Raw genomic sequence first — 14,452 nt, forward strand, 5'->3', positions numbered from 1 at the left:
CCTCCCGCAGGACGGACACCGTCCCGTGGGACCGGGGGTGCCGGTGGCTCCCCCGCTCGGCTCGCGCATGCGATTGTGCCGCGAGGTGGGTGAGCGGGACGGCGTGTTCGCGAGGCCGGTCGGCGAAAGGAGCACCGGGGGCCGGGGTTGGAGCAGGCAGGCCGGCGGCTCGATTCTCAGTGCTGGGAGCGGTCGGGCGCTGCGGCTTCCAGGTCGGCGACGGTGCCGGACATGATCGTGCGGGCGTGTTCCGTGATGTGCGGGAGGGGCCAGTCCCACCAGGCCAGGCTGAGGAGGCGGGTGATCTCGTCGTCGCTGTAGCGGCGTCGGATGAGCCGGGCGGGATTGCCGCCGACGATGCCGTAATCGGGGACGTCGTCGACGACGACGGAGCCCGAGGCGATGATCGCCCCGTGGCCGATGCGGACTCCCGGCATCACCGTGGTCCGGTAGCCGAACCAGACATCGCTCCCGACCGTGGTGTCGCCCCGCCCGGGCAGTCCCGTGATGAGGTCGAAGTGGTCGGCCCAGGAACCGCCCATGATCGGGAAGGGAAACGTCGAGGGGCCGTCCATCCGGTGGTTGGCGCCGTTCATGATGAAGCGCACGCCCTCGCCCAGGGCGCAGAACTTTCCGATGACGAGCTTCTCGGGCCCGTAGTGGTACAGGACGTTGCGGGTCTCGAAGGCGGTCGGATCCTCGGGGTCGTCGTAGTAGGTGAACTCCCCGACCTCGATCAGCGGCGAGCTGACCAGCGGCTTGAGCAGTACGACCCGCGGTTGTCCGGGCATGGGATGCAGAACGGTGGGGTCGGCGGGGACAGATGGCATGTCTGGTCGCTTCCTCTGTGAGGGTCGGGGTGACGTCAGGCTCGGTGGTCAAACGCCCAGGTCGTCCTGGTCGGAGACAGCGCCCAGCAGTCCCCGGCCGTGGTCTTCCGCTCCATTGTCTTCACCGGTCCGAGCACAGGCATGGGCACTCCCTCGTGAAGCCGCTCCCCAGCGGCGGGGCCGGGCGGGGCAGCCTCTGCCGCGAGAATTGAACTCTCACGGCGCAGCGCTTCTTCTGCCTCGAGCACCTGAGAGCCGGGCCCGGCTTCGACCGCTGCCCGCGGCCGTCCCGAGGGCCGGCACGGTTTCGGGGCCGGCGTGACGCGGGCCCCTGACCGGCCGTCCCGACCGGCGTCGCCTGCGCATCTCGACGAATGCGCCGTGCCGTTCGGGTGACAACCGTTCGCGCCGCCCGGATCCGGCAGCCGTCGGGGTCCATACCTGACCCCATGGACAGGAAACTACCGAGACGAACGGTGCGTACGGCGATGCGAGGAGAGAATTCCGGATCCCTTCGGCACCGCGTGGTCGCCGGATGCTGTGCCCTGCTGCTCCTGGCCCTGACCTCGGGCGCGGGAGCCCAGGCGGCCTCGTCACCCGGCGACGGCGGTTCCGAGCGGCTCGACCCGCGGATCACGGAGATCATGCGGAAGCCGGACTACCCCAACGCCCAGTGGGGCCTGCTCCAGCAGGATCCGGACAGCGGGCGGGTCGTCCACAGCCGCTTCGCCGAACAGTTCTTCATCCCCGGGTCGGTGGCCAAACTCTTCGGCACCTCCGGGGCGTGGGACACCCTCGGCGGCGACCACCGCTTCAGGACGCCGGTCCACGCGATCGGCGAGCGCCGCGGAAGCACACTGAGCGGCAACCTCGCCCTCGTCGCCCAGGGCGACCTGACCATGGGCGGCAGGACCCGCCCCGACGGCACGGTCGACTACACCGACCTCGACCACACGTACGCCAACGACTTCCCCGGCGCCACGCTCACCCCGGAGAACCCGCTCGCCGGGATCAACAAGCTCGCGCGGCAGGTGCGCAGCTCCGGCATCACCCGCGTCGACGGAAACGTGATCGTCGACAACCGGCTGTTCCGGCCCGAGCCGGTCTTCGTCCCCGTCCCGACGCCACTGATCATCAACGACAACCTCATCGACCTGCTGACCACCCCCGGCGCCCGCCCTGGCGCGCCCGCACAACTGGACTGGCGGCCGAGAGTCGCTCCGTACCGCGTCACGTCGACGGTGAGGACCGTGGCCGCGGACGGGCCGACGGACATCCAGGTGACGACCACCGACAACGGCACCCGGATCCGGCTCTCCGGCACCATCGCGGCCCGCTCCCAACCGGCTCTGAAGGTCTCCCCCATCACCGACCCGGCGGCCTTCGGGCGCACCGCGCTGATCGAGGCGCTGGGGCGGGCCGGGGTGAAGGTGACGGCGAAGCCGACCGGCGCCAACCCGGTCGGGCAGCTTCCCCGCTCGTACGAGGGCAGGCCGCGCGTGGCTCTGTACACCTCGCCGCCGTACGCCCAGTACGCCAAGCTCATCTTCAAGGTCAGCCACAACCTGGGCGGAAACCTCGCCATCTGTCTGATGGCGGTCGCGACCGGCAGCAAGGACTGCATGGACGGCTTCCCGGTCCTGGCCGCCTTCCTGGATCGCGCCGGCGTGGACCGCAAGCAGATCCAGCTCCTGGACGGCCGCGGCGGGAACCCCGTGGACCGGACCACGCCCAAGGCCGTGGTGCAGCTGCTGACGTACTGGCAGCACACCCCCGAGGCGGCGGTGTTCCGGAATGCGCTGCCCATCCTCGGAGTCGACGGCCTGCTGGCCGAGAACTGCACCCACTGCCCGGCCCGAGGGAAGGTGTTCGCCAAGACCGGCGCCGCCGTCGGGCTGGACGCGCTCAACAACCGCCTGGCCGTCGGCGCCATCACGATCGCCGGCTACCTGGACAAGGGCAACGGCCGCTACGACGTCTTCTTCGCGGGCGTGAACGGCGCCTCCACCCCGACAACCGACGTCACGGGCGTGCTGGACATCGCCGATGACCTCGCCATGATCTCCGCGTACTTGCAGGAGGAGACGGCACGACGAGAAGGCTGAAGTCATGAGGAAGCCCCAGGCCGGTGGCCCGGGGCTTCTTCGTTGTCCGGGCATCCGGTGGGCAGTGCTCTCGCCGGCCCCAGGCCCTCACGCCCCAGCCGCGGCTACGGCGCCCGACCGGGTCGGGCGCCGCTCGCCAGTGATGGCGGATCCGGGGGCGCGGCCCGGCGGGGGAGTCCTCAGTCCCTCTGCGCCTTCTTCAAGGTGGACTGAAGGGCGAAGAACGCCGGCTTACGAGCGAAGTCACCGGTCATGACCGTCGCGGAGCCCTCCCCGCTGAAGAAGACCGGAACCCAGGAGTACTTGTCGGTGAAGCCCCAGATCGTGAAGGAGTTGCAGCCGTCGACAGCCAGGCACGCGGACAGCGCCTGCTGGTAGTAGTCGGCCTGCTTCCGCAGTTGCGCATCGGTGGGCTCGCCGCTCTCCGGCAGGTCCATACGCACGTCCAGCTCGGTGATGGCCGTCTCGAGGCCGAGCCCGTCGAACCGGCGCAGGCTCTCCTCGAGGCCGCCCGGGAAGCCGTACCGCGTGCTCAGGTGCGCCTGCGAGGAGAAACCGTGCACGGGCACACCCTGCTTGAGCAGGTCCTTGATGAGGGCGTAGTAGGCGTCGCTCTTGGCGTTGACGTCCTCGACGCCGTAGTCGTTGAAGAAGAGCTTTGCCTTCGGGTCCGCCTGGTGCGCCCAGCGGAACGCGTCGGCGACGATGCCCGGCCCGAGCCGGCGGATCCAGATGTTCTCCTCGGTGCGCAGTTTGCCCTCACCGTCGAAGATCTCGTTGGCCACGTCCCACTGCTGGATGCGGCCGGCGTAGCGGCCGACGACAGTGGAGATGTGCTTGTGCAGGATGGCGCGCAGCTCCTCGTCCGAGAAGTTGCCCTCCTCCAGCCAGGCGGGGTTCTGGCTGTGCCACAGGAGCGTGTGCCCGCGCACGACCTGGTGGTGACGGTCGGCGAAGTCGACGATGGCGTCCGCCATCCCGAAGTTGTAGCGGTTCTGCTCGGGGTGGATGTACTCCCACTTCATCTGGTTCTCGGGGGAGAGCGAGCTGAACTGCTGCCCCAGGATCTTCCGGTACTTCTTGTCCGAGGTGAAGGGGTCCGGATAGTCCTGCTCGAGGTGGTGGCCGCCGCCCGCCACGGCGGTGCCCACGAAGAACCCGTCGGGAGCGGCCCGGCGCAGCTGATCGAACCTGGCGTTGGAGTGTGGCGCGGCCCGGTGGCCGTGCGACGGGTCGGCCGTGGCCGAGGCAGCCACCAGCGGCAGCGTCAGGGCTGCCGTGGCGAACGCGGCAGTGATGAAGCGGAAGTGTCGCATCGGGGAACTCCCATTCCGGTCAAGCTTCGAAAGTTTCGAACAACTTTCCGAATGTATGGCTCCCGGACGCTACGAGTTCGCCGACGCGGGCGTCAATACCCGCGTCGCGCCGAATGTGGGCCGGGCCGGAAGGCTGCTGCGCATCCCCACTTGTGACGGCGACGGCACCGTTCGACCGGAGCGAGGGCCGGCGGTCGGGAGATGGAGCAAGCGGTACGGGCCGCCATGCCCCGTTCCTACGACACGGGCATGACGGAGCGGCAGAGCGGCAGGGGACTATCACCCATGCCTCGAATCGGGGGTGGGGCTTCTTCAGGGCCGGCCGCACCGACAGGTACGTCCGTCCGTCGCCGGTCCGCGCGTCGTCGATCCGCACGAACTGCTTGGTTCCGGCCCAGGGGGCCGCACCGGTCGATGCCGTCACGGGTGCGGTGGCGGTGCCACTGGCCGTCACCGTCACCGATGCGGTCGCGGTCGCCTGCTCGCCGTTCTCACCACTGCACCCGGTCAGGGCGACAAGACACCGTGGCCGGCGGCCCCTGCCGCCGGGCGAACGCGAGCGCGGTGCGCACCCGCCGCCACCGGCTGACCGCCGGCCGCCACGCCACCGTCCGCACCCGCACCTCGGGGGCGCCGTCGAGGTCCAGCTCGGCCCGGCGTTCCCAGGCCCGGACGAAGGCTTCCTGGACCACTCCCGCGCCTCGGCGAGGTCGCCCGTCATGGCGTACAGCCGGCCGATGGGACGCCCGACGCTCGCGGCGTGGAAGCTGTCGAACTCGCGCTCCTACGCGCCCTGTTCGGCGGACGGTCCATCCGGTGGTCGCATGTTCCCTCTCACGCCGCAGGGAGCCTTTCGGCTCCCTCGACGCGCAGGAGATCGGCGACGGGGCACGCTCCGGACTCAGTCCTCCCCCTCCAGGCTTCCCTCCGTCTCCAGGTACGCCTGGCGCAGGGCGTCGAGCACGGCCGGATCGGGCTTGGCCCACATGCCGCGGGACTCGGCCTCCAGGAGGCGTTCGGCGATGCCGTGGAGGGCCCAGGGGTTGGCCTGCTGGAGAAACGCCCGGTTGACCGGGTCCAGGACGTACGTCTCGGTGAGCTTGTCGTACATCCAGTCGGCGACCACGCCCGTCGTGGCGTCGTAGCCGAAGAGGTAGTCGACCGTGGCCGCGAGCTCGAAGGCGCCCTTGTAACCGTGGCGGCGCATCGCCTCGATCCACTTCGGGTTGACGACGCGGGCGCGGAAGACGCGGGAGGTCTCCTCGACCAGGGTGCGGGTCCGGACGGTCTCGGGGCGGGTGGAGTCGCCGATGTACGCCTCCGGGGCGCTGCCCTTGAGCGCCCGCACCGTGGCGACCATGCCGCCGTGGTACTGGAAGTAGTCGTCGGAGTCGGCGATGTCGTGTTCGCGGGTGTCGGTGTTCTTCGCCGCGACCGCGATGCGCTTGTACGCGGTCTCCATCTCCTCGCGGGCCGGGCGGCCGTCGAGTTCGCGGCCGTAGGCGTAGCCGCCCCAGACCGTGTAGACCTCGGCGAGATCGGCGTCGGTGCGCCAGTCGCGGGAGTCGATGAGCTGGAGGAGACCCGCTCCGTACGTACCCGGGCGGGAGCCGAAGATGCGGGTGGTGGCGCGGCGTTCGTCGCCGTGAACCGCCAGGTCGGCCTGGGTGTGGGCCCGTACGTGGTTCTGCTCGGCGGGCTCGTCCAGCGAGGCGGCCAGCCGGACCGCGTCGTCGAGGAGGCCGATGGTGTGAGGGAAGGCGTCGCGGAAGAAGCCGCTGATGCGGAGGGTGACGTCGATGCGGGGGCGCCCGAGTTCGGCTGCCGGGATCGCTTCCAGACCGGTGACGCGGCGCGATGCGTCGTCCCAGACCGGTCGGACGCCGAGGAGGGCGAAGGCTTCGGCGACGTCGTCGCCGGCGGTACGCATCGCGCTCGTGCCCCACAGGGACAGGCCGACCGAGGTGGGCCAGTCGCCGTTGTCGGTGCGGTAGCGCTCGAGGAGCGAGTCGGCCAGGGCCTGGCCGGTCTCCCACGCGAGCCGGGACGGGACGGCCTTGGGGTCGACGGAGTAGAAGTTCCGGCCCGTCGGCAGGACGTTGACCAGTCCGCGAAGAGGGGAACCCGAGGGGCCGGCGGGAACGAAGCCACCGTTCAGCGCATGGACGCAGTGGTCGAGTTCGTCCGTCGTGCCGGCCAGTCGCGGCACCACCTCGCGCGCGGCGAAGCCGAGGATGTCGGCAACGGCGCTCGGGTGCCCGGCGGCCACCCCGGCGACGGCGTCCGTCCCCCAGCCCGCGTCCTCCATCGCCTGGACCAGGGCGCGGGCCTGCTCCTCGATGTCGTCGGCAGCCGTGCGGGTGGCCGCCGACTCGTCCAGGCCCAGGGCCTCGCGCAGACCCGGCAGGGAGGTCGTACCGCCCCAGATCTGGCGGGCCCGCAGGATCGCGAGGACGAGGTTGACCCGGGCGGGGCCGGTGGGTGCGCCGCCCAGCACGTGCAGGCCGTCGCGGATCTGGACGTCCTTGATCTCACAGAGCCAGCCGTCGAGATGCATGATGAACTCGTCGAAGCCCTCGTCCTCGGGGCGTGCCTCGAGCCCGAGGTCGTGGTCGAGCCTGGCCGCCTGGATCAGGGTCCAGATCTGGGCGCGGACCGCCGGGAGCTTCGCCGGGTCCATCGCGGCGATCTGGGCGTGCTCGTCGAGGAGTTGTTCCAGCCGGGCGATGTCGCCGTAGCTGTCGGCGCGGGCCATCGGCGGGACGAGGTGGTCCACCAGTGTGGCGTGCACGCGGCGCTTGGCCTGGGTCCCCTCCCCCGGGTCGTTGACCAGGAACGGGTAGACGAGGGGGAGGTCTCCGAGCGCCGCGTCGGGACCGCAGGCGGCCGACAGGCCGGCGTTCTTGCCGGGCAGCCACTCCAGGTTGCCGTGCTTGCCCAGGTGGATCATCGCGTCGGCGCCGAAGCCGCCGTCCTCCGCGGCGGCGGCGATCCAGCGGTAGGCGGCCAGGTAGTGGTGCGAGGGCGGCAGATCGGGGTCGTGGTAGATCGCGATCGGGTTCTCGCCGAAGCCGCGCGGCGGCTGGATGAGGATGAGCAGGTTGCCGCGGCGCAGGGCCGCGAGGACGATGTCGCCCTCCGGGTTGCGCGAGCGGTCCAGGAACATCTCGCCGGGAGCGGGCCCCCAGTGCCGCTCGACGGCCTCGCGGAGTGCGGCCGGCAGCGTCGCGTACCAGCGCCGGTAGTCGGCCGCCGGGATACGGACCGGATTGCGGGCCAGCTGCTCCTCGGTGAGCCACTCCTGGTCGTGGCCGCCCGCCTCGATCAGCGCGTAGATCAGCTCGTCGCCGTCGCCGGAGGCCAGGCCGGGCACCTCCTCCGTACCGAAGTCGTACCCCTCGGACCGGAGTCGGCGCAGCAGGGCCACGGCGCTCGCCGGGGTGTCGAGTCCGACCGCGTTGCCGATCCGGGAGTGCTTGGTCGGGTAGGCGGACAGGACGAGCGCGAGGCGCTTGTTCTGGTTCGGGATGTGGCGGAGCCGGGCGTGCCGTACGGCGATTCCGGCGACGCGGGCCGCCCTCTCGGTGTCGGCGACATACGCCGGGAGGCCGTCCTCGTCGATCTCCTTGAAGGAGAACGGGACGGTGATCAGGCGGCCGTCGAACTCGGGCACGGCGATCTGGCTCGCCGCGTCCAGGGGTGAGACGCCCTCGTCGTTGCCCTCCCAGTCGGTGTGGGAGCTGGTGAGGCAGAGCGCCTGAAGGACCGGTACGTCGAGGCCGGTGAGGGCGCCGGCGTCCCAGGACTCGTCGTCGCCGCCTGCCGACGCCTCGGCGGGCCGGGTGCCGCCCGCCGCCAGGACGGTCGTCACGATCGAGTCGGCGGCCCGCAGTGCGTCGATGAGTTCGGGCTCGGGGGTGCGCAGGGAGGCGACGTACAGCGGCAGGACGCGGGCCCCCTCGGCCTCCACGGCCCGGCACAGGGTCTCGATGAACGCGGTGTTGCCGCTCATGTGGTGCGCGCGGTAGTAGAGCACCGCGACGGTGGGCCCGCCCTCCGCGTCGCGGGGCGTGCGCTCCAGCGGGCCCCAGGAGGGTGCGGGCGCGGGCGGTTCGAAGCCGTGACCGGTGAGCAGGACGGTGTCGGACAGGAACCGGGCGAGCTGCTCCAGGTTGGCCGGGCCGCCGTGGGCCAGGTAGGCGTGGGCCTCGGCGGCGATCCCGATGGGGACGGTGGAGGCGGCCATCAGCTGGGCGTCGGGAGCCTGCTCACCGGTGAGGACCACGACCGGCCGCCCGGTGGCGAGGACTTGGTCGAGACCGTCCTGCCAGGCGCGGACGCCGCCGAGAAGCCGTACGACGACCAGGTCGGCACCGTCCAGGAGCTGCGGAAGGTCCTGGAGCGGGAGCCGGGAGGGGTTTGCGTAGCGGTAGGCGACCGGGCCGTCGGAGGCGCGGGCGCTGAGCAGGTCGGTGTCGGACGTCGACAGGAGCAGGATCATGCGGCGTCTGGCCTTCCTCGGGGTGTCCACGCCCCGGGCGGTGTCGTAACGGATCCCCCTGCTCGACCGGCGCCGAGAGTGCGGGGAAGGGAGTTCCTGACTCGCCCGGCCGGTGGGACCAAGCTCACAGTGGCGGGACCGCGCCGGAATCTCACCGGGCTTCCTCCCTTGTCGCCGTGTGGGGCGACGACGTGCCGGATGGCCCGTCACTAGGCATAGTAAGGGTCCCTTGCCAACTGTGGGTCATACGGACTGAAGAGATGGTCGGTATGCTCGCCGCCATGCCCCGACCAGCCACTACGCCTGCGCCGCCCGGAGACGCGTCAGCCCGGGCCCGTGGCGACGCCTGCCCCGGGACGTTGCGCCTCCACCGGGCGGATGACGGGGCTCTGGCGCGCATCCGCGTCCCGGGGGGTGTACTGACCGCGGACCAGGCGGATGTGCTGCGGGAGTTGGCCGGCCGGCTGGGCGACGGTGAGCTGCATCTCACCTCCCGCGGCAATGTGCAGCTACGCGGTCTGGGACAGGAGCACGGGGGCGAACTCGCCTACCGGCTCAGGGAGTCGGGGCTGCTGCCCTCCGAACGGCACGAGCGGATCCGTAACGTCGTCGCCTCGCCGCTGTCCGGGCTCGACGGCCGCGGGGAGCGGGACGTCCGCCCGTGGCTGTCCGCGCTGGACACGTTGTTGTGCGCGAGTGACGCGGCGGCCGGTCTGTCCGGCAGGTTCCTGTTCGCGCTCGACGACGGACGCGGTGACGTGGACGCGCTCGGCGCTGACGTGACCCTCCGGGCACGGAGCGAGGGGAACGCGCTTCTGCGTATCGGCGCGGAGGAGACCGTGCTGCGGATTCCGGGCGCCGGGGCGCCGCAGGCCGCACTCGTCGCGGCCGAGGCCTTCCTGGACGCCTCGCCCGCTTCCGGTGCCTGGCGGGTGGCTGATCTGCCGACGGGTGCCGGCCCCCTGGTCGACGAGGTCGAACGGCGGTTGCGGGCGGCCGGAGTGCGTACCACGCGCACCGTCGCCCCGGTGGCGCCACAGGGTTCCACGGCTCCGGCCACCGGCGCGGTGAGCGGCCCCCGGGACGTGGTCGCGCTGTCGGCCGGCCTGCCGCTCGGGCGCATCGGCGCAGAGCCGTGGCAGATGCTGACGGACATCGCCCGGCACTGCGGTGACGGCGAACTGCGGCTGACCCCGTGGCGCGGCATCGTCGTTCCGGGGGCGGAGCGGGAGCGGGCCACGGAGCTGCTGGACTCGCTGGGTGAGGCCGGCCTGATCGTCGGGCCCCACTCCCCGTGGACCGGCGTGGGGGCGTGCATCGGGCGCCCCGGCTGCGCGAAGTCCCTGGCCGATGTGCGGTCCCAGGCGGCGGCCGCCCTGGGGCCGGTGGGAGCACTGCCGGTGTACTGGTCGGGGTGCGAACGCCGGTGCGGTCATCCGCAGGGCGAGTGGATCGACGTCGTCGCCACCCCGGACGGCCACGAGGTCGCCCACGTACGGGACGGCCGCAAGGACGCCCCGGTGCGCATCACCGACAGCCCGCCCGCTCTCGCCGCCGCGGTATCGGCGGCCCGCCGCGGTATCGGCTGAAAACCCCTGCCCACCCCACGACACCTGACCGTTCCACGCCCGATGAAGAGAGCGAAAGCACTGTGCACCAGTACGAGAAGGACGGACCGGCCATCTATCGCCAGTCCTTCGCCACCATCCGCGCGGAAGCGGATCTGGCCGGCCTCCCCGCGGACGTGAGCCAGGTCGCCGTCCGGATGATCCACGCGTGCGGCATGGTCGACCTCGTACGCGATCTCGCCTTCACCCCGGACGTGGTGGCCCGCGCCCGCAAGGCGCTGCGGGCAGGCGCCCCCATCCTGTGCGATGTGGCCATGGTCGCCAGCGGTGTCACCCGCAAGCGGCTGCCCGCGGACAACGAGGTCGTGTGCACCCTGTCCGATCCGGCGGTGCCCGGGCTCGCGGCGGAGCTGGGCACCACCCGCAGCGCCGCTGCCCTGGAGCTGTGGCGCGACCGGCTGGACGGGGCGGTCGTCGCCGTCGGCAACGCACCCACCGCGCTGTTCCGGCTGCTCGAAATGATCGAGGCGGGCGCGCCGCGCCCCGCCGCCGTCATCGGCGTTCCGGTCGGCTTCGTCGGCGCCGCCGAGTCCAAGGACGCCCTGGCCGCCCATCCGTCCGGGCTCGACCACCTGATCGTGCGCGGCCGTCGCGGCGGCAGCGCCATCGCGGCCGCCGCCGTCAACGCGATCGCCAGCGAGGAAGAGTAACCGTGAGCGAGCAGACGACGGGCCGGCTGTACGGAGTCGGGCTCGGCCCCGGCGACCCCGCCCTGATGACCCTACGAGCGGTGGAGATCATCGCCGGCGCAGACGTGATCGCCTATCACAGCGCCCGGCACGGACGGTCCATCGCGCGGTCCATCGCGGCGAAGCACATCCGCGCCGACCACATCGAAGAGGCACTGGTCTACCCCGTCACGACGGAGACCACGGACCACCCGGGCGGCTACCGGGGCGCGATGGAGGACTTCTACACCGAGGCGGCGGCCCGGCTGGCGGTCCACCTCGACGCCGGCCGCACGGTCGCCGTACTGGCCGAGGGCGATCCCCTCTTCTACGGCTCGTACATGCACATGCACAAGCGGCTGGCCGACCGCTACCCCACCGAAGTGATTCCCGGGGTCACCTCCGTCAGCGCCGCGGCCGCCCGGCTCGGTACTCCCCTCGCCGAGGGCGAGGAGGTGCTGACGATCCTGCCCGGCACCCTTCCGGAGGAGGAGTTGACGGCCCGTCTGGCCTCCACCGACGCGGCCGTGGTCATGAAACTGGGCCGTACCTTCCCCGCGGTGCGCCGGGCGTTCGAGGCGTCCGGGCGGCTGCCCGAGGCCCGCTACGTCGAGCGCGCCACGATGGCCGGGGAGCGCCTGGGCGACCTCGCCGACACCGACGCCGCATCCGTGCCGTACTTCGCGGTCGCCGTCCTGCCCAGCCGGATCGACGCGCCGCGTCCCGCACGCACCCCGGGCAACGGTGAGGTCGTCGTGGTCGGCACGGGCCCGGCCGGCCCGCTGTGGCTCACGCCCGAGACGCGCGGTGCCCTGGCCGCGGCCGACGACGTGGTCGGCTACACCACCTATCTGGAGCGGGTGCCGGTCCGCCCGGGGCAGGTGCGGCACGGCTCCGACAACAAGGTCGAGTCGGAGCGGGCCGAGTTCGCCCTGGACCTGGCCCGGCGCGGCCGGCGGGTGGCCGTGGTGTCCGGCGGCGACCCGGGGGTGTTCGCCATGGCGACGGCCGTCCTGGAAGTGGCGTGCCTGCCGGAGTACGCGGACGTACCGGTACGGGTGCTGCCGGGTGTGACGGCCGCCAACGCGGCAGCCGCCCGTGCGGGAGCGCCGCTGGGCCACGACTACGCCACGCTCTCGCTCTCCGACCGGCTCAAGCCGTGGGAGGTGATCGCGGAACGGCTGCGGGCGGCCGCCTCGGCGGACCTGGTGCTCGCGCTGTACAACCCCGGCTCGCGCACCCGGACCTGGCAGGTCGGCAAGGCGCGCGACCTCCTCCTGGAGCACCGATCACCGGACACCCCCGTCGTCCTCGGCCGGGACGTCGGCGGCGCTGCCGAGAGCGTGCGCACCGTGCGCCTGGGCGACCTCGACCCGGCCGAGGTCGACATGCGCACGATCCTGATCGTGGGGTCCTCCCGGACCCGCTGGGAGCAGCGGGGCGACGGCCGGCAGATCGTGTGGACGCCGCGCCGCTATCCGGAGGGCTGATCGCCGAGGGCGGGCCGGCCACCGTGTTCCCGCAGCCAGGCGACGGCCGGCTCCGGTGCGCCGGCCACCGCGACGCCTTCGGGGACCGGTGGCCGGCGCACCACGACCACCGGGATCCGGGCCTCGCGGGCCGCGGCGAGCTTGGGGGCGGTGGCGGCACCGCCGCTGTCCTTGGTGACGAGGACGTCGACGCGATGGCGGCGGATCAGCTCGCGTTCCCCGTCGAGGGTGAACGGGCCCCGGTCGAGGAGGACCTCCATCCGCGCAGGGTGCGGAGGCTCGGGGGCGTCCACCGACCGCATCAGGAACCACAGGTCGTCCAGGTCAGCGAAGGCGGCGAGCCCCATGCGCCCCGTCGTGAGGAAGACGCGCCGCCCCAGTGCGGGCAGCGCCTCGGCCGCCTCGGCCAGGGAGCCCACGGAGAGCCAGTCGTCGCCGTCGCCGGGCATCCAGCCGGGCCGGCGCAGCATGAGCAGGGGAACATGGGCGGCAGCGGCCGCAGCGGCCGCGTGGAAACTGATCGTCCCGGCGAAAGGATGGGTGGCGTCGATGAGCGCGTCCACCTGGTGCGTACGCAGCCATGCCGTGAGCCCGTCGGCTCCGCCGAAGCCTCCGACACGGACCTCTCCCGGGGGCAGTCTCGGACTGGCTACCCGGCCGGCGAGCGAGCTGGTCACCCTGGTCCCGGCGGGAAGTTCCGCCAGGAGCAGCTCGGCGAGACGACGGGCCTCCGTCGTCCCGCCCAGAATCAGAACGTGCATCGGATCCATCCATGAGTGAGGCGGAGGGCGGGCGCGGCGCCCAACTCAAACACACCGGTCTGCGACCCGGCTGGACCACCGGTGCCTGCGCCACCGCGGCAGCCACCGCCGCGTACACGGCGCTGCTGAGCGGCGACTTCCCAGACCCGGTCACCATCACCCTTCCCCGGGGCCAGACCCCGGCCTTCGCCCTGGCGGTGGAGGAGCTGGCCGAAGGGCTGGCGATGGCCGGAGTGGTGAAGGACGCGGGCGACGATCCCGACGTCACGCACGGAGCTCTCGTACGCGCCACCGTGCGGGCGCTGCCGCCGGGCTCGGGCGTGGTGTTCAGAGCGGGACCCGGCGTGGGCACCGTGACCCTGCCCGGGCTGCCGCTCGACGTCGGCGAGCCGGCGGTCAACCCCGTGCCGCGCGGGATGATCCGCGAACACATCGCCCGGGTCGCGGCGGCTCACCGCGGCACGGGTGACGTGGAAGTCACTCTTTCCGTGGACCACGGCGAGGAGATCGCACGCTCCACGTGGAATCCTCGTCTGGGCATCCTGGGCGGCCTGTCGATCCTGGGCACGACCGGCATCGTGGTGCCCTACTCCTGCTCCGCGTGGATCGACTCGATCCGCCGGGGCGTGGACGTGGCCCGTGCGGCCGGACACACCCATGTGGCGGGCTGCACGGGTTCGACCTCGGAGAAGACCGTGGTGGCCGAGTACGGACTGCCCGAGATCGCCCTGCTGGACATGGGCGACTTCGCGGGCGCGGTACTCAAGTACGTACGCCGTCATCCCGTGGAGCGCCTCACCATCTGCGGGGGCTTCGCCAAACTGTCGAAGCTCGCCGCCGGACATCTCGACCTCCACTCCGGCCGCTCCCAGGTCGACAAGGCCTTCCTTGCCGAACTGGCCCGGCGTGGCGGCGCGGACGACGCCCTGGCCACCGAGGTGGCGGCCGCCAACACGGGCCTTGGTGCCCTCCAGTTGTGCCAGGCCCGCGGTGTCCCGCTGGGTGACCTGGTGGCTGTCGCCGCACGGGACGAGGCGCTGAGGGTCCTGCGGGGCGCACCGGTCGCCGTCGACGTCGTCTGCATCGACCGGGCGGGCACCGTCGTCGGGCGCAGCAGCGTGCGCGGAGGCACCGCCCGGCCGGTGTGACGTCG

At 72.2% G+C, this 14,452-nt stretch carries 9 protein-coding genes, 1 pseudogene and 1 riboswitch; of the genes and pseudogenes, 5 read left to right on the top strand and 5 right to left on the bottom strand.

Annotated features, from left to right (window positions below; all coding sequences use genetic code 11):
• Window positions 1-176 precede the first annotated feature (176 nt).
• Window positions 177-830, bottom strand: coding sequence for a CatB-related O-acetyltransferase (locus tag ABZ434_RS14395; RefSeq protein ID WP_359135405.1), 654 nt, complete (start codon window positions 828-830; stop codon window positions 177-179).
• Window positions 831-1,318: 488 nt separating this feature from the next.
• On the opposite strand from ABZ434_RS14395, the gene dacB reads away from it, so the two are divergent.
• Window positions 1,319-2,935 (top strand): D-alanyl-D-alanine carboxypeptidase/D-alanyl-D-alanine-endopeptidase, encoded by a 1,617-nt coding sequence (gene dacB / locus ABZ434_RS14400; protein ID WP_359135407.1) that lies wholly within the window; start codon window positions 1,319-1,321, stop codon window positions 2,933-2,935.
• A gap of 179 nt (window positions 2,936-3,114) precedes the next feature.
• On the opposite strand, the gene ABZ434_RS14405 is transcribed toward dacB, so the two are convergent.
• The 3 genes and pseudogenes from ABZ434_RS14405 to cobN form a co-directional block, all read right to left on the bottom strand.
• Window positions 3,115-4,251, bottom strand: a complete 1,137-nt coding sequence (locus ABZ434_RS14405) for an endo-1,4-beta-xylanase (protein ID WP_359135409.1) — start codon at window positions 4,249-4,251, stop codon at window positions 3,115-3,117.
• A gap of 527 nt (window positions 4,252-4,778) precedes the next feature.
• Window positions 4,779-4,990 (bottom strand): annotated as a pseudogene (locus tag ABZ434_RS14410) (sigma factor); the annotation flags it as partial.
• Between the two features lie 162 nt (window positions 4,991-5,152).
• Window positions 5,153-8,752 (bottom strand): cobaltochelatase subunit CobN, encoded by a 3,600-nt coding sequence (cobN, locus tag ABZ434_RS14415; RefSeq protein WP_359135410.1) that lies wholly within the window; start codon window positions 8,750-8,752, stop codon window positions 5,153-5,155.
• A gap of 70 nt (window positions 8,753-8,822) precedes the next feature.
• Window positions 8,823-8,975: riboswitch (cobalamin riboswitch) on the bottom strand.
• A 46-nt stretch (window positions 8,976-9,021) separates the two neighbouring features.
• Here cobN and cobG point away from each other — a divergent pair.
• From cobG to ABZ434_RS14430, 3 genes are all read left to right on the top strand, one after another.
• Window positions 9,022-10,341: a precorrin-3B synthase gene (gene cobG / locus ABZ434_RS14420; RefSeq protein ID WP_359135412.1), complete on the top strand. Its 1,320-nt coding sequence runs from the start codon at window positions 9,022-9,024 to the stop codon at window positions 10,339-10,341.
• 62 nt (window positions 10,342-10,403) lie between these two features.
• Window positions 10,404-11,030, top strand: a complete 627-nt coding sequence (locus ABZ434_RS14425) for a precorrin-8X methylmutase (protein ID WP_359135414.1) — start codon at window positions 10,404-10,406, stop codon at window positions 11,028-11,030.
• A gap of 2 nt (window positions 11,031-11,032) precedes the next feature.
• Complete coding sequence (locus ABZ434_RS14430; protein ID WP_359135416.1) at window positions 11,033-12,538, top strand: precorrin-2 C(20)-methyltransferase; 1,506 nt, start codon at window positions 11,033-11,035, stop codon at window positions 12,536-12,538.
• Here the strand turns inward: ABZ434_RS14430 and ABZ434_RS14435 are convergent.
• Window positions 12,523-13,299, bottom strand: coding sequence for a cobalt-precorrin-6A reductase (locus ABZ434_RS14435; RefSeq protein ID WP_359135418.1), 777 nt, complete (start codon window positions 13,297-13,299; stop codon window positions 12,523-12,525). The genes ABZ434_RS14430 and ABZ434_RS14435 overlap by 16 nt on opposite strands.
• Window positions 13,300-13,310: 11 nt before the next feature.
• Here ABZ434_RS14435 and ABZ434_RS14440 point away from each other — a divergent pair, with 11 nt between their 5' ends.
• Window positions 13,311-14,447, top strand: coding sequence for a cobalt-precorrin-5B (C(1))-methyltransferase (locus ABZ434_RS14440; RefSeq protein ID WP_359135420.1), 1,137 nt, complete (start codon window positions 13,311-13,313; stop codon window positions 14,445-14,447).
• Window positions 14,448-14,452 lie beyond the last annotated feature (5 nt).

It is taken from the genome of Streptomyces sp. NPDC005761, assembly GCF_040630635.1.
Classification (GTDB): Bacteria; Actinomycetota; Actinomycetes; order Streptomycetales; family Streptomycetaceae; genus Streptomyces.